Below are 15372 nucleotides of genomic sequence, written 5' to 3' on the forward strand. Positions count from 1 at the left end.
TCCGTTTCGGGTACGCATCTCGCCCCGATTCGGCCCTTACGGGTACACCTCGCTGTACCCGGAAGGCCGAATCCCCGGCGAGATGCGTACCCGAAACCGTAGGACACTTGAAGCAGGATTCGAGCTAAGGAGCGTTCGTGGCAAGTCAGGACTGGGTGGAGAAGGACTTCTACTCCATTCTCGGCGTGTCCAAGGACGCCTCCGCCGAAGACATCAAGAAGGCCTACCGCAAGCTCGCCCGCAAGTACCATCCGGACACCAACGCCGGCGATCCCGAGGCCGAGAAGAAGTTCAAGGACATCACCGAGGCGCACCACGTGCTCTCGGACCCCGAGGAGCGCCAGCAGTACGACGCGATCCGGGCCATGGGCGGCGCGCGCTTCGCCCCCGGCGGAGCCGGCGGCGGTGCCGCGGGCTTCGAGGACCTCTTCGGCGGCCTCTTCACGGGCGGCGCCGGCCGCCACTCGCGCGGCTTCAACACCGGCAACCTCCCGCCCGAGTTCGCGGACCTGTTCGGCGGCGGGTTCGGCGGCGGCTTCGGGCAGGGCGGCTTCCAGCCGCCGCCCCAGCGGGGTGCGAACCGAGAGGCGACGACGACGATCTCCTTCGCGGGCTCGATCCGCGGCACGACGATCGGGCTGCGCGAGCAGAACGGCGAGGTCATCGACGTGCGCATCCCGCCCGGCATCCGCGACGGCCAGAAGGTCCGCGTGCGCGGCCGCGGCGCCCCCGGCTCGGCGGGCAACGGCGACCTCATGGTGACCGTCAACGTCAAGCCCCATGAGTTCTTCGCGCGCGAGGGCGACAACCTCCGCATCCACGTCCCCGTGACCTTCGACGAGGCCGTCCTGGGCGCCCAGATCGAGGTGCCCACCGTGGACGGCGGCACCGTCAGGATGAAGGTCCCCGCCGGGACGAACTCGGGCCGCACGCTCCGGCTCAAGGGCCGGGGTGTCACGACCTCGAAGGCCACGGGCGACCTGCTCGTGACCATCGACGTCGTCGTCCCCCAGAACCTCCCGCGCGAGGCCGAGGACGCCGTCCGCGCCTTCGCCGAGGCCGTGGCCAAGAACGGCCAGTCCGACCCGCGCGCGCACCTTGCGGAGAAGGCGAGGCTCTAGGCCATGGCCATCGATCCGTTCGCACCGATCTTCGTGATCTCCGTGGCGGCGGAGCTGGCCGAGATGCACCCGCAGACCCTGCGCCAGTACGACCGCCTGGGGCTCGTCTCGCCCTCGCGGCAGCCGGGCAAGCAGCGCCGGTACTCCCAGCGCGACGTCGAGATGCTCCGCGAGGTCCAGCGCCTGTCCAAGGACGGCGTCTCCCTCGAGGGCATCCGGCGGATCCTCGAGCTCGAGCACCAGGTCGCGGCCCTGCAGGCGCGCGTCGCCGAGCTGCAGGCGGACCTCGCCGAGGCCCAGCGCGTCAGCGGGGACCCGCGCCGAGTCTTCGCCGCCGGGATTGCGGGGGACGTCGTGTCGCTCGCCCGCGGGCAGCGCCCGCAGCCCCGCTCCCAGGCCCTCGTGGTCTGGCGCCCGCCGCGCTGAGCGGGGCGGGCGCCCTCCCCTCGCCCAGGGTTCGCCCAACGTTCACCCGCTGCTCCCGTGCGAATGTGCTTCTCGGGCAGCGCGCCGTCGTAGGTTCGAGGCGTGATTGACCGCCCGAGCGAGGAGTCCCGCATGAGCACGAGCCAGCACCCCGTCGTCCTCCCCACCGAGGCCCTCGCGGCCGGCAGCGAGGCCGTCGTCGACGCGAACGTCGACGTCGTCAACGCCATGTACGAGGAGCTCCTCGACGAGCGCGAGATCTCCGGGGACGCGCTGCGGAGCTACTACGTGGACTTCTACCTGACCCAGTCGCTCGACGGCGGCTTCGCCCAGTACGTCGTGAGCGCCGGCGACCACCACGGAATCGACGGGTACGTCCGTGAGGGGCTGCAGGCGATGCGCGCCGAGGCGCACCTCGCGCTCTTCGAGGAGCTCGTCGCGGCGTTCGAAGCGCTCAGCGAGGAGGACGCGGAGGCATACCTGGACGGCGACGACGAGGTCGACGCCGTCGCCGCGCTCGAGGCGCTCGACGAGCGCTTCGAACCGCTCCTGTCCGAGGAGGACCTCGTGGCGCTCAACGGCGCGTGGCTGCGCGGGGTCGAGGGCGTCCTCGCGCTCGACGAGGACGGGATCGAGGACGAGATCGCCCGCCGCGTGGGGCTCATCGAGGACCTCGAGGAGCGGCGCGCCGCGGCCGAGGAGGACTCCCTCGTGGACGTGCCGGACTTCGAGCTCGTGATCCGGGAGCTGTGCGACGTCGCCGGGCACGAGCTGCAGGCCATCACGATGGGCGACCCGAACTACCTCCACCACGGGGTCAAGACCCTGGCCTGGCGGTTCACGACCGAGCAGGGGGAGTACCTCATGGTCGAGGAGGACGACGAGGCGTACATGATCGACCCGGCGACGCAGGAGATCCTCGCGGCGGTCGAGTTCGAGGAGTTCGACGAGGACGAGTTCGACATGTACGAGGACGACCCGCGCAGCGGGGAGTCCGAGCGCGAGCCCGAGGGCCAGCCCCAGGGCCAGCCGGCCGGCTGACCCGGGCGGCGCGTCAGGCGGCGCGTCAGGCGGCGGAGCGCATCAGGGGGCGAACTCCGGGCAGGCCTCGTTCGAGCAGCCCTTGTCCCGGGGCGTCCAGCGCTCGCCGTCCTGCTGCCACACGATGTGGCGGTGCTGTCCGCACAGCTCGCACGACGGCGCCACGTAGCTGTGCTTCTCGTCTTCCGTGTAGGTGCGGAAGTCTGACATGGTCCCTCCCTCACGTTGGAGCACCCAGCCTACTCTCGGCCCCCGAGGGGGGCCAGAGCCCGGGGGAGCCGGGGCGTCGGCGACGGGTCAGGAGTTCTGGGCGTGGGCTGCCTCGAGGAGGTCGAAGAGCACGTCGTCGACGTCCTCGGGGGTCCTCAGCCGCGCCCGCCATAGCCGAAGACCTCCCACGAGACGGCGTACTGGGCGTAGCCCGTGACGCCGTGCTCGTCGCTCCACGTGCGTGCAGCATCGGCCATGGACCGATGCCACGCGAGCCCTACTCGAGCGGGTCCGTGATCATCTTCCCGTCCGGCGCGGCGACGTACCAGACGCCGGCGACGCCCTGGCCCGTCGTGTCGCCCGCCTTGGTGTCGTTCGCGTAGTAGTGCAGCGGCAGGCCGTTGAGCGTGACCCAGCGCTTTCCGTCCGGGGCCGCGATCGTCCCGATCGTCCCCGTGACGCCCTCGACGGCGGGCTGCTCCGAGTCCACGGTCACCGGCGGCCACAGCGTAAGGCAGCCTCCCACGCACGCCGACTTCCCGGAGTTCGCCTCGTCCTTCGTGTAGTAGTAGACGGTCTTGCCCTCCCCGCCGACGACGATCGTGTGCGCGCCTGCCGTCGCGGTCTTGAGTGCGACATCCGACGCCGGTGCCGGCGCGGGCGGCGTCGGGACCGGGCCGCCGCCGTATGGGTCTGGCACGGGCGCGACCGGGCTCGTCTCCCCGCCCGTGGTGCCGGGCGGCGTCGTCGTGCTCGGCCCGCCCGCGCAGCCGGCGAGCCCCAGAGCCGCCGCCGCACACAGCGCCGCGAGTCTCAGCCGTACCCGCCGTCGCGCCGCCTCCGTCAGTGCTGCCATGATCGGCTCCTTCCTGGACGTGGCGGTCCGGCGGGCCGCCGCTGCCCCCTCACACGTCGCCGGGCGCAGAATGGTTCACATCCGGGTGAACCGATCGGCCCCGGCGGGCGTGTCCACCCGTGCAAGGAGGCCACGATGCCCATGGACGAGGACGCCGTCGCGGCGCTGTACCGCGACCACGGGGCCGCCCTGCGCCGGTTCGCGCGCGGCGCCGTCGGCAGCGAGCAGGCCGAGGACATCGTCCAGGAAGCCATCATCCGGGTCTGGCGGCAGGGCCCGCCCGACGCCTCGAGCCTGCGCGCCTACCTCTACCGGACCGTGCGGAACCTCATCGTGGACCAGCACCGGCGCGCCGAGCGGCGGCCGCACGCCGTCGCGCCGCTCGGCGAAGACGGCTTCGACGCCGTCGCGGACGGGGAGCCGATGCAGGAGCTCGTCGACCGCGTCGTCATGGAGGAGGCCCTCGCCCGGATCACGCCCGAGCACCGGCAGGCCCTCATCGCCGTGCACTACCGCCGGCTGAGCGTCGCCGAGGCCGCCCGGGAGCTCGGCGTCCCGCGGGGGACCGTCAAGTCCCGCTGCTTCTATGGGCTGCGCTCCCTGCGCGCCGCGCTCGACGAGATGGGGGTGGACCGGTGAACGGCGAGCTCCACCGCCGCGCCCGCCTCGATCTCGGCGCCTACGTCCTCGGGGCGCTCCCGCACGAGGAGTCCCGCGCCCTCGAGGCCCACCTCGCCGAATGCGCGGCCTGCCGCGCGGAGCTCGCCGCGCTCGAGTCCCTCCCCGCGCTCCTGGACGCGGTGCCCGTGCCGCGCGCGGTCGCCCTCGCGCGCGACGCGGGCCGCCCGCCCGAGGCGGCCGCCGCGCCCGCTGCCCTGCTCGCCCGGGTGCGGCGCCGCCGTCGTGCGCGCCGCCTCGCGTGGGGGGCGGGCCTCGCCGCGGCCGCGGCGGCATTCTTCGCCGCGGGCGCCGCGCTCGGGCCGGCCCTGCGGGCGGGGGCGCCCGACGCCGGGCCCTCGCCGAGCGCGTCGACCTCGCCCAGCGCGCCCGCCGCGACGTACCTGCTCTCCTCGGCCGAGGGGGCCGACGTCGAGCTCTCGCTCGGCCGGCGGGGCTGGGGGACGCAGCTCGACCTCGTGTGCCGCGGCATGCCGCCGGACGAGGTCTTCAGCGTCTGGGTGGTCGCGGCGGACGGGAGCCAGGAGCGGGCTGCAGGCTGGTCCTCGACCGGGTACTCGCGCACAGCGGTCCTCACCGGGGCGACGTCCGTGCAGCTCGCCGACATCCGCGCCATCCAGATCCGCGACAAGGCCGAGCGGACGGTCGCGAGCCTCACCCTGGGCTGACGCGGGGACCCGACCTCGGGGGTCCCACGGCGCGACCTCAGGCAAATTGACCCTTGACGCGATGTGATCCGCACCTCTACCGTCTGTTATATATCAGTTGTATGAGCACGGACCATCCTGGAAGGACGCCCCTGTGACCGCAGCCCCTACCCTCTCGCGCTCGACCGCCGAGGCCCCCGCAGCACGCGTGACCCCGACGGCGGTGCTGACGCTCTCATGCCCCCAGCGCGCCGGGATCGTCCACGCCGTCTCCAGCTTCCTCGTCGAGCGGGGGTTCGACATCACGGAGCACCAGCAGTTCGACGACGCCTCGGAGGGCGCGCTGCACCTGCGGACCGCCTTCAGCTCCGAGGGCACGATCGACGCCGACGCCCTCACGGCCGAGTTCGCGGAGACGGCCGAGCACTTCGGGATGGAGTTCACGTTCCACCCGGCCGCGGCGCCGCGGGTCCTCGTGATGGTCTCCAAGGAGGACCACTGCCTCCACGACCTCATCTACCGCTGGAAGGCCGGCAACCTCGCGGCGGAGCTCGTCGCCGTCGTCTCCAACCACCCGACCCTGCGCCCCATGGCGGAGGCGGCCGGGCTGCCGTTCATCCACATCCCGGTGACGCCCGAGACCAAGCCGGGTGCCGAGGCCGATCTCCTCGCCCTCGTCGAGGAGTACCGCGCCGACCTCGTGGTCCTGGCCCGCTACATGCAGATCCTCTCGGACGACCTCTGCCGGAGGCTGGCCGGCCGGGCCATCAACATCCACCACTCGTTCCTGCCCGGCTTCAAGGGGGCCAAGCCGTACCACCAGGCCCACGCCCGCGGCGTCAAGCACATCGGGGCCACGGCCCACTACGTCACGGCCGACCTCGACGAGGGCCCGATCATCGAGCAGGAGGTCATCCGGGTGGACCACCGTCTGGCCCCGCAGGACCTCGCGACCCTCGGCCGGGAGTCCGAGACCATCGCCCTCGCCCGGGCCGTCCGCTGGCACGCCGAGCGGCGCGTCCTGCTCAGCGGCCACCGCACCATCATCTTCGCCTGACGCGGCGTCGCCAGAACCACCTCACGACTCAAGAGACAGAGGGAACCATGCCTTCACCACGCGTTGTCATCATCGGCGCCGGCATCGTCGGGGCCAACCTCGCCGACGAGCTCACGTCCCGGGGCTGGACGGACATCACCGTCCTGGACAAGGGGCCGATCCCGCTGACCGGCGGCTCCACGTCCCACGCCCCGGGCCTCGTCTTCCAGACCAACTCCTCGAAGACCATGACGGAGATGGCCGCCTACACCGGGCGGAAGTTCGCCTCGCTCACGCGGCCCGGCTTCTCGGCGTTCAACGCCGTCGGCGGCCTCGAGATCGCCACGAGCGAGAGCCGGCTCGCGGAGCTCAAACGCCGCCACGGCTGGGCCACCGCCTGGGGCGTCGAGGCCCGCCTCGTCGACGCGGCCGAGGCCAAGGCCCTCCACCCGCTCATCGACGAGAGCATCGTCCTCGGCGGCCTGCACCTCCCCGGCGACGGGCTCGCGTCGTCGCTCCTCGCCGTCGAGATCCTCCGCGAGCGCGCCGAGGCGCGCGGGGCGAGGTTCATCGGCGGCGTGACCGTCACCGGCATCGAGCGTGCGGGCGGCCGCGTCACGGGCGTGAGGACGGGCGACGACGTCGTCCCCGCCGACGTCGTGATCTCCGCCGCGGGATTCTGGGGCCCCCAGCTCGGGGAGCTCGTCGGGATGCCCGTCCCGCTCGTGCCGATGGCGCACCAGTACGTCAAGACCACCGCCGTGCAGGAGCTCGCCGAGCAGGCCGACGGCGTCGCCCTCGGCGGCAGCCACATCCTCGGGACCGGCAACAGTGCCGCCCTGCCGATCCTGCGCCACCAGGACGAGGGCCTCTACTTCCGCCAGCACGGCGAGGCCCTCGGTATCGGCTCGTACGCCCACCGCCCGATCGCCGTCGGCTACGACGAGCTCCCCGCTGTCGACGGGAAGGACATGGCCGACCACGCGATGCCCTCGCGCCTCGAGTTCACGCCCGCGGACTTCGAGCAGGCCTTCAAGGCGTCCCGCCAGCTCCTCCCCGCCCTCGACCGGGCCGAGATCGCCGACGCCTTCAACGGGATCTTCTCGTTCACCCCGGACGGCGGATCGCTCGTGGGCGAGTCGCCCGAGGTGCGCGGCTTCTACATCGCCGAGGCCGTGTGGGTCACGCACTCGGCGGGCGTCGCGAAGGCCGTCGCCGAGCTCCTCGTCCACGGCCAGTCCGAGACGGACCTGCACGAGCTCGACGTGGCCCGCTTCGAGGAGATCCAGCTCCAGGACGACTACGTGCTCGAGACCTCGAAGCAGAGCTTCGTCGAGGTATACGACATCAAGCACCCCCTCGAGCCGCGGAAGTCGCCGCGCGGGCTGCGCGTCTCGCCCTTCAACGCGCGCCAGCGCGCGCTCGGCGCTGTCTTCCTCGAGTCCGGCGGCTGGGAGCGCCCGCACTGGTACGAGGCCAACCGCGGCCTGCTCGACACGCTGCCCGCCGAGTGGCAGCCGGTTGCCCGGGACGACTGGTCCGCCGCCTACGACTCCCCGATCGCCGCCGCCGAGGCCTACGCGACGCGGACCAACGTGGCCATGTACGACATGACGGCGCTCAAGCGGCTCGAGGTCTCGGGCCCCGGCGCCCTCCGCCTCCTGCAGCGGCTCACGACCGGGCAGATCGACAAGAGCATCGGGTCCGTCACGTACACGCTCATGCTCACTGAGGCCGGCGGCATCAAGAGCGACCTGACGGTGGCCCGGATCGAGGAGGACCTCTTCCAGATCGGCGCCAACGGCGGCCTGGACCTCGACTACCTCACGCGCGAGGCGGCGGACCAGACGGCGGCGTCGCCGCAGGACTGGGTCCAGGTCCGGGACACCACGGGCGGCACGTGCTGCGTCGGCGTGTGGGGGCCCAAGGCCCGCGACCTCGTCCAGCCGCTCACCGCGGCTGACCTCACGAACAACGGGCTCAAGTACTTCAGGGCCGTCTCGACCTCCATCGCGGGCATCCCCGTGCGGATCATGCGCCTCTCCTACGTCGGCGAGCTCGGCTGGGAGATCTACACCTCGGCCGAGTACGGGCAGCGCCTCTGGGACGCGCTCTGGGGCGCGGGCCAGTCGTTCGGCGTGATCGCCGCCGGCCGCAGCGCCTTCAACAGCCTCCGGCTCGAGAAGGGCTACCGCTCGTGGGGCACGGACATGACCACCGAGCACGATCCGGTCCAGGCCGGCCTCGAGTTCGCCGTCCGCCCCGCGAAGGGGGACTTCGTGGGCAAGGCCGCCTTCGAGGCGGCCGCGGCGGGACAGCCGGAGCTCCGGCTGCGCTGCCTCACGGTCGACGACGGCGCCTCCATGGTCCTCGGCAAGGAGCCCGTGTACGTGGGCGGGGCCCTCGCCGGCTATGTCACGAGCGCCGCCTTCGGGCACACCGTCCGCAAGCCGGTCGCGTACGCGTGGCTCCCGGGCGACGTCGAGCTGGGCGGCGCCGTGGAGATCGAGTACTTCGGCCGTCGCATCGCCGCGACCGTCGTGGCCGAGCCGCTCGTCGACCCGGAGATGGCCAAGATCCGCGCCTGAGCCGCAGCCGGGGCCGCACCCGCCGGGCGATATCCCGGGGGGTGCGGCCCCGCCGTCGTGCCCGCCCGCCGCGGGCGAAAGCCTCTGGAGAATCCCGCGGCGTTCTTGCGATCCTTAAGGGAGTCGGGACAGGTTCGTCAAGGAGCCGCCATGTCAGGGTCCTCAGCCCAGCCGGGCTTCAGCCGCCGCCTCCTCGGGGTGGCGGGCGCTGCCGCCGTCCTGCTGTCCGGCTGCGTCGGTCAGCCCCCCGGCGGTCCCACCGCCACGACCACGGTGACCACTACGGTCACCGCTACAGCGACGCCGACGGCGACCGCTCCGCCGTCGGCCCCCACCCCTGGCCCCGACACGGACCAGACGGCCCCGCCGCAGAGCGGCGACCGGGTGATCTCCTCGACCCTGCGGCACGACTGGGGCGTCCCCGCGACGGCTTCTCCGTGGAGCATCCCGCATCAGGTCCAGCCGCCCATCGCCCAGCCGCCCGAGCCCGGCCTGCCCTACCTGTACACGATCGGGGTGGGCGCGCACCCCACCGGCGAGGTGCGTCCCTACGACCAGATCAGCTTCCGCTTCAAGGGCGCCTTCCCCGGCTACGACCTCGAGTACGTGCCCGAGCTGACGCAGGACGGGAGCGGTGCGACCATTCCGATGCCGGGCACGGCGGCGGTCCTCCGGATCCGCTTCACCCCCGCCCAGGCCCATACCGAGGACGGGGCCTCGAGCGTCGTCTCGGCGCCCGACGGGGCGGTGGGCTACACGGCCATCACCAGCTACGCCGATGCGGGGGACTACGAGGGCTACGTGACCTACGGCGTGGGCGTCGGGCGGGCGGGCAGCACCGCCCAGAGCCAGATCCGCGTGATCGAGGTGGAGAAGATCGAGCAGGGGCAGCACCTGTTCGTCGTCGCGGTCCAGGTGGACCAGACGCCCTGGAAGGGCTAGCCGTTTCGGGTACGGACCTCGACGCGGAAATCGGGTTTCGGGTACACGGACGGCCCCCGTCGCTGTACCCGGAATCCTCATAGGGGGACGAGATGCGTACCCGAAACGGGGGTACGTCGACTCCCGTATCAGAGCGCGCTGCGGACGAGGTCCTCGAAGTGCGTCACATGCTCCTCGGCGAGCCGGGCCGCCTTGTCGGGGTCGCCGTCCAGGATCGCCCGGAGGAGCCCGGCGTGCTCGTGCACGTTGCCGGAGATCGGGGCCAGCCCGCTCAGGACGAAGTTCCACATGCGCTGGGACAGGCTGAAGTATTGGACGAGCGTCGCCTCGACGTACGAGTTGCGCATGATCGCATAGACCGTGCGGTGGATCCGCTCGTCGAGGGCCATCGAGGCCTCGTTTGAGCCGACCTCGGCCCGCGAAAGGTCCTCGAGGCACGCGCGGAGCGCGGCGCGGTCCTCGTCGGTGACGTGCTCGGCCGCCTTGCGCGCCGCGAAGGCCTCGAGCACGCGCCGCGCGTCGGAGATCGCGCGCAGGTCGCGGATGTTCACGTCGGAGACGATCGTGCCGCGCCGCGGGTAGACGGTCAGCATGCGGTCGGATTCGAGCCGCTTCACGGCTTCGCGCATCGGCGTGCGGCCCACGCCGAGCTCCCGCATGAGCGCGTCCTCGTCCAGGGCCGCGCCGGGCGGGAGGCGCATGTCGATGATGCGCTCGCGCAGTTCGAGGTAGGCGTGTTCCGCCAAGGTGCGGCCCACGGTGCTGGCAGTTCCCACAGCCTAGATATATCAGACGTATGGCGGAGCGGCCACGACTCGTGCCCGTCGCGGGGCCGTTCGGCGTCAGAAACTGCACAACTCAGAGCGGATTCGGCCCCGGAAGCCGCGTTTTCCGGCGTGAGCTGTGCCGTTTCATACGCCCAGAGGCACTACTGCCGGACGGCGGCGATATCGAAGATGACCCGTCCGGCCTTGAGCGCCTTGTTCTCGAAGCTCGTGAGGACCCGGCCCTCGAAGCGCGGCGCCCAGCCGCCCACCTCGTCCTGCTCGCCGGTCGGCTCGCAGTCCACGCCCGAGGCCCACGCGGCCGTGAGCGGGCTCGCCGCCCCCGCCCGCTCGCCGGCGTGCGCGTTGCGGAAGTCCGGCGAGGCGGACACGACGTCCCTCATCTGCTGCGCATAGCCGGACCAGTCCGTGGCGAGCCGCCACGTCCCGCCCGCGGCCAGGACGCGCGCGGCGAGCTCGGCGAAGGAGTCCTTGACCATGCGCCGCTTGTGGTGCTTGGTCTTGTGCCACGGGTCCGGGAAGAACACCCACAGCTCGTCGACCGAGCCGGCCGGCAGCATCGAGCCGAGCACCTCGGGCGCGTTGGCCTGGACCACGCGGACGTTCGTGAGCCCGCGCTGGCCGATCCGCAGGAGCGTGTTCGCGAGCCCTGGCCGGTAGACCTCGACGGCGAGGAAGTCCCGCCCGGGGTTCGCCTCGGCCGCGGCCACGATCGCCTCGCCGAGGCCCGAGCCGATCTCGACCGTGAGCGGCGCCGTGCGCCCGAACTCCTCCGCGGCGTCGAACACGTACTCCGGGTGCACCGAGGTGTCCGCGATGTGCCGCGGGACGTCGACGACGAACGCGTCCGCGTGCTCGTCCCACGCCTGCTGCCGGCGCCCCTGGAGGCGCGTGCCCCGGCGCACGAAACTCACGGGCTGGCGCCGGTACGTGCCGAAGGAGGCCTGGGAGCCCGGGGTGACCGGGTTGCCGGGCGGGGGTGCGGGGGAGGGGGCCGGGGACGGCTGGGACTGCTCGCTCATGGTCCTTCAAGGCTACGTGCCGCCGGGGCACGCGCACGACGGCGCCCGGCAGCCTGCGCTGTCCGGGCGCCGTCGCGGGCGGCCGGGCCGGTCGGGGTCAGTGGCTGAGGTCCTTGGCCTTCGTCTCGGGGATCGTGACGATGACGAGCGCGCTGGCGAGCAGCAGCGCGACGGCATAGACGTTGAACATGTTCGCCGCTCCGATGCTTCCGAGCCACTGCTGGAGGTAGGGGGCCGTGCCGCCGAACAGCGCGACGCAGATCGAGTAGGGGACGCCGACGCCCACGGTGCGGATCGTGGCGGGGAACAGCTCGGCATACACGGCCGGGACCACCGAGGCGGAGCCCGCGATGAAGATCAGCATGACGGACATCGTGACGGCGAGCTGCCACGGCGAGTCCTTGAGCAGCCACGTCATCGGGAAGTGGAACGCAGCGCTGCCGAGGGCACTGGCCCACAGGACGGGCTTGCGGCCCACCCGGTCCGAGATCATGCCCCAGACGGGCAGGGCGGCGATGAACACGACGAGCGCGATGACGCTCGCCCAGAGGGCCTCGCCGCGGTCCATCCTGAGCGTCGTCGCAGCGTAGGACGGCGCCACGACGCCCCAGATGTAGTACACGACCGTCAGGCCGACCGTGAGGCCGATGACCTGCAGGGCCTGCTTGCGGTGACGGACGATCTGCGGCCACAGGGGCTCGCGCTTCTCCGCGGCGGTCTCATGCTCGAAGATGTCGGTCTCCTTGAGTCGGGCCCGCATGATGAGCGCGTAGAAGCCGAACGCGGCGCCCAGGAGGAACGGGATGCGCCAGCCCCACGCTGCCATGTCCGCCTTGCTCAGGGCGGCCGAGAGCACGGCGCCGAGGAGCGTGCCCGCGAGGATGCCGACCGTCCCGGACGTGTAGATGAGGGTCGCCCAGAGGCCGCGCTTCTCGCGCGGCGCCATCTCGGAGAGGTAGGTCTGCGACGACGGCAGCTCGCCGCCGTGCGCGAGGCCCTGGATGAGGCGGGCCACGAGCAGCAGGAGCGACGACCACGCGCCGACCGCCTCGAAGGTCGGGGCGATCCCGATGAGGAGGCTGCCCAGCGCCGCGAGCCCGACCGCGAGGGTCATCGAGGACTTGCGGCCGATCCGGTCGCCGATCCAGCCGAAGACGAACCCGCCGAAGGGCCGGGCGACAAAGCCGACGGCGAAGATCGCGAGCGTGCTGAGGATCGCGGACGTCGGGTCGGCGCTGTTGAACAGCTGAGACGCGAAGAAGGGCGCGAAGGTCGCGTAGATGGCCCAGTCGTACCATTCGACGGCGTTGCCGATGCCGGTGCCGACGAGGGTGCGCCGGGGCGAGCGCACGGCAGGGGTCGTGACTGCTGCGGTCATGGTGTCCTCCGAGGGGGGCGGGGCCGGGTCAGGGGCGGGGGCCGGGGTCAGGAGAGGGCGAGATCGGCCGTGCGGGCCAGGGCGAGGCGGGCGTAGAGCGCGGCGCCGTCGGCGAGCACGCCGTCGTCGAACGCCGCGTAGGGCGAGTGGTTGAAGGGCGCCTCGCGGTAGTCGCCCCCGGGAGGGGCGGCGCTGAGCCCGATGAAGCTCCCCGGCACGTGCGCGAGGACCCGGGAGAAGTCCTCGGAGCCGCTCAGCGGCTGGGCGAGCCGGCTGTGCCGGCCGTCGAAGAGCTCCGCGAGCTGGCGCTCGGCGAAGTCCGTCTCGGCGTGGTCGGTGACGGTGAGCGGGTACTCGGGCTCGTAGCGCACGTCGACCTCGAGGTCATGGGCCGCGGCGATGCCTCCGAGCAGGCGCGGGATGGCCTCCTGCATGCGCTCGCGGGACGCCTCGGAGAACGTGCGGATCGTCGCGTCGAACTCCGCAGTGTCGGGGATGACGTTGCGGCGCGTCCCGGCGGCGAGCCTGCCGACGGTGACGACGACGGGGTCGAACATGTCGAACTGCCGCGTGACCATGGTCTGGAGCCCGAGGACCATCTCGGCGGCGACCGTGACGGGGTCCTTGGCGCTGTGCGGTGCCGAGCCGTGGCCGCCGGCGCCGCGGACGGTGACGAACACGCCGTCGGACGCGCTGAGCATGACGCCGGGCCGGGTGACGAAGCGGCCGTGCGGCTCCAACGCCGAGAACACGTGCAGCGCGTAGGCGGCGTCGGCGCGGCGGCCGGCGGCGTCGAGGACGCCCTCGCGGACCATGACGGACGCGCCGTCGAAGCCCTCCTCGCCGGGCTGGAACATGAGGACGACGTCGCCCGCGAGCTGGCGCCTGCGGTCGGCCAGGAGGGTCGCGGCGCCGAGCAGCATCGCGGTGTGCAGGTCGTGGCCGCATGCGTGCATCGCGCCGTCGATCCGCGAGGTGTAGTCCAGGCCCGTGCGCTCCTGCACCGGGAGGCCGTCCATGTCGGCGCGGAGCAGGACCACGGGGCGGGCGGACGACGACGGCGGCTCGCCGGCGTCGGGAGCGCTCGGGGCGGTGCCGCGGAGGACGGCGGTGACCGAGGTCGTGTCCGTCCCGGTCGAGACCTCGAGGCCGAGCCCGTCGAGGGCGGCCAGGACCTTCTCCTGGGTGCGGGGCAGGTGCAGGCCGATCTCCGGCTCGCGGTGCAGGCTGTGCCTCAGCTGCGCGATATCCGCGTGGATCCCGTGGGCGTCGCTCAGGAGCGTCATGGTTCCCTTCCAGTCGCTGGCGGACTGTGGCCTGTGCCACATTCCCTCGTGGCGTCCAGTGTCGGGCTGGTTCGCCATCTCGCCTCAGGATTGCCGGATATCATGCACTCCATGGCCGGTTCCGAGCAGAATCATGCATCTGCGGATGAGAACCTACGGCTTTCGGAGCATGACCTGGAGCTCATCAGCGCCCTCCAGATCGCCCCGCGCGTGAGCTGGCAGGACGCCGGCGCGATCCTCGGGGCGCATCCGGCGACGCTTGCGGCGCGCTGGGAGCGCATCCGTGCGGCGGGCCTCGCGTGGATCACGGCCTACAGCGTGGGAGACCCCGCGACCATGAACCTCGCGTTCGTCAACGTCGACTGCGACCCCGGCCGCGCCGACGAGGTCGCGGATGCGCTGTGCGCGATGCCCGAGGTCCAGTCGGTCGAGCTCCCCGCCGGCCACCACGACCTCCTGCTGACGGTCTTCACGGAGACCCTCCCGGACTACGCCCTGCGCGTCGCCCCCGCCATCCGGGCCGTGCCCGGCGTCGTGCGGATCCACTCGAGCCTCGGCACCCGGCTCCACCAGGCCGGCCACGCGTGGCGGCTCGCGGCCCTGGGGGCCAAGCAGGCCGCAGCGTTCGCCGAGGTCGCAGAGGCCCGGCACGCCGAGGGGGTCCTGCCCGCGACGTGCCGCGACCTGCTGCCGCTGCTCGCCCGGGACGGTCGGGCATCGGCCGCGGAGATGGCCCGTGCGCTCGGCAGGAACCCCTCGACCGTGCAGCGGCAGCTCACGCGGATCCTCGGCTCGGGACTTGTGTCCTTCCGCTGCGACGTCGCGCAGATCGCCGTCGGCTTCCCCGTGAACTGCACGTGGTACGCGCGGGTCCCACCCGGCGAGCACGCGGCCGCCGCCGCTGCCCTGCGCTCGCTGCGCTCGGTCCGCCTGGCGGCCTCGGTCACGGGTCCGGCGAACTTCATCGTGACGATGTGGCTGCATTCCGTCGCCGAAGTCATGGGCGCCGAGCTCGCGCTCCAGGAGCGGGTGCCGGGCATCGAGATCACCGAGAGCCTCGTCATGCTCCGCGTCGCCAAGCGGATGGGCATCCTGCTCGGCCCCGACGGGCGCTCCCTCGGAACGCCGGCGGCGGGGCGCACCCCGGCGACGCACGACGGCGTGGATCGCCTCCCGCTCGACGCCCCCTGAGCGCAGGAGGCGCGGCGCAGGGGCGCAGGGCGCAGGATGTCGGAGGGCCGTGTCCGCCTGCCGGAGGGCTTCCGGCTCCGGATCCGCCGTCGTGCGTGCACGTCTCCCCAGCTTCAAGCTTCAACCCGCGGCGTGTTGCCCGTTTCTCCGGCGCGTCGGACCTCG

Annotated in this window: 15 protein-coding genes; 9 read left to right on the plus strand and 6 right to left on the minus strand. The window is 72.5% G+C overall.

The window, feature by feature from the left end; translation table 11 throughout:
• Positions 1-137 precede the first annotated feature (137 nt).
• The 3 genes from BV907_RS06535 to BV907_RS06545 all read left to right on the plus strand — a co-directional run bounded on the left by BV907_RS06535 (position 138) and on the right by BV907_RS06545 (position 2588).
• Entirely contained in the window at positions 138-1121 is a 984-nt protein-coding gene (locus tag BV907_RS06535) for a DnaJ C-terminal domain-containing protein (protein ID WP_175637395.1), read from the plus strand.
• A 3-nt stretch (positions 1122-1124) separates the two neighbouring features.
• Positions 1125-1547 (plus strand): heat shock protein transcriptional repressor HspR, encoded by a 423-nt coding sequence (locus BV907_RS06540; RefSeq protein ID WP_077488932.1) that lies wholly within the window; start codon positions 1125-1127, stop codon positions 1545-1547.
• A gap of 132 nt (positions 1548-1679) precedes the next feature.
• Entirely contained in the window at positions 1680-2588 is a 909-nt protein-coding gene (locus BV907_RS06545; RefSeq protein ID WP_245827828.1) for a DMP19 family protein, read from the plus strand.
• Positions 2589-2630: 42 nt separating this feature from the next.
• On the opposite strand, the gene BV907_RS18770 is transcribed toward BV907_RS06545, so the two are convergent.
• Complete coding sequence (locus tag BV907_RS18770) at positions 2631-2798, minus strand: hypothetical protein (protein WP_175637396.1); 168 nt, start codon at positions 2796-2798, stop codon at positions 2631-2633.
• Between the two features lie 277 nt (positions 2799-3075).
• On the minus strand, positions 3076-3654 hold the full coding sequence (locus BV907_RS06550) for a COG4315 family predicted lipoprotein (protein ID WP_077488933.1): 579 nt from the start codon (positions 3652-3654) through the stop codon (positions 3076-3078).
• A gap of 135 nt (positions 3655-3789) precedes the next feature.
• Here BV907_RS06550 and BV907_RS06555 point away from each other — a divergent pair, with 135 nt between their 5' ends.
• The 5 genes from BV907_RS06555 (at position 3790) to BV907_RS06575 (ending at position 9545) form a co-directional block, all read left to right on the plus strand.
• On the plus strand, positions 3790-4293 hold the full coding sequence (locus BV907_RS06555) for a sigma-70 family RNA polymerase sigma factor (RefSeq protein WP_077488934.1): 504 nt from the start codon (positions 3790-3792) through the stop codon (positions 4291-4293).
• Positions 4290-5000 (plus strand): anti-sigma factor family protein, encoded by a 711-nt coding sequence (locus BV907_RS18775; protein WP_175637397.1) that lies wholly within the window; start codon positions 4290-4292, stop codon positions 4998-5000. The genes BV907_RS06555 and BV907_RS18775 overlap by 4 nt, the downstream gene beginning before the upstream one ends.
• Before the next feature lie 133 nt (positions 5001-5133).
• Entirely contained in the window at positions 5134-6036 is a 903-nt protein-coding gene (purU, locus tag BV907_RS06565) for a formyltetrahydrofolate deformylase (protein ID WP_217697898.1), read from the plus strand.
• Between the two features lie 47 nt (positions 6037-6083).
• Positions 6084-8603, plus strand: a complete 2520-nt coding sequence (locus BV907_RS06570) for a GcvT family protein (RefSeq protein WP_077488935.1) — start codon at positions 6084-6086, stop codon at positions 8601-8603.
• Between the two features lie 150 nt (positions 8604-8753).
• Positions 8754-9545, plus strand: coding sequence for an AMIN-like domain-containing (lipo)protein (locus BV907_RS06575; RefSeq protein WP_077488936.1), 792 nt, complete (start codon positions 8754-8756; stop codon positions 9543-9545).
• 128 nt (positions 9546-9673) lie between these two features.
• Here the strand turns inward: BV907_RS06575 and BV907_RS06580 are convergent, their stop codons facing one another.
• From BV907_RS06580 to BV907_RS06595, 4 genes are all read right to left on the minus strand, one after another.
• Positions 9674-10321 carry a GntR family transcriptional regulator gene (locus BV907_RS06580; RefSeq protein WP_245827829.1) on the minus strand — a complete coding sequence of 216 codons (648 nt, stop codon included), beginning with the start codon at positions 10319-10321 and terminating at the stop codon, positions 9674-9676.
• A gap of 152 nt (positions 10322-10473) precedes the next feature.
• The gene (gene trmB, locus BV907_RS06585) at positions 10474-11352 is read right to left on the minus strand and encodes a tRNA (guanosine(46)-N7)-methyltransferase TrmB (protein ID WP_077488937.1); all 879 of its coding nucleotides are present in this window, start codon (positions 11350-11352) and stop codon (positions 10474-10476) included.
• A 97-nt stretch (positions 11353-11449) separates the two neighbouring features.
• Positions 11450-12730 (minus strand): MFS transporter, encoded by a 1281-nt coding sequence (locus BV907_RS06590; RefSeq protein ID WP_077488938.1) that lies wholly within the window; start codon positions 12728-12730, stop codon positions 11450-11452.
• Positions 12731-12777: 47 nt separating this feature from the next.
• A complete protein-coding gene (locus BV907_RS06595) occupies positions 12778-14016 on the minus strand; it encodes a M20 metallopeptidase family protein (RefSeq protein ID WP_077488939.1) in 1239 nt (412 codons plus the stop codon).
• A gap of 111 nt (positions 14017-14127) precedes the next feature.
• On the opposite strand from BV907_RS06595, the gene BV907_RS06600 reads away from it, so the two are divergent.
• Positions 14128-15207: an Lrp/AsnC ligand binding domain-containing protein gene (locus tag BV907_RS06600; RefSeq protein ID WP_077489096.1), complete on the plus strand. Its 1080-nt coding sequence runs from the start codon at positions 14128-14130 to the stop codon at positions 15205-15207.
• Positions 15208-15372 lie beyond the last annotated feature (165 nt).

The sequence above is a fragment of the Sinomonas mesophila genome, from assembly GCF_001999765.1.
Classification (GTDB): domain Bacteria; phylum Actinomycetota; class Actinomycetes; order Actinomycetales; family Micrococcaceae; genus Sinomonas; species Sinomonas mesophila.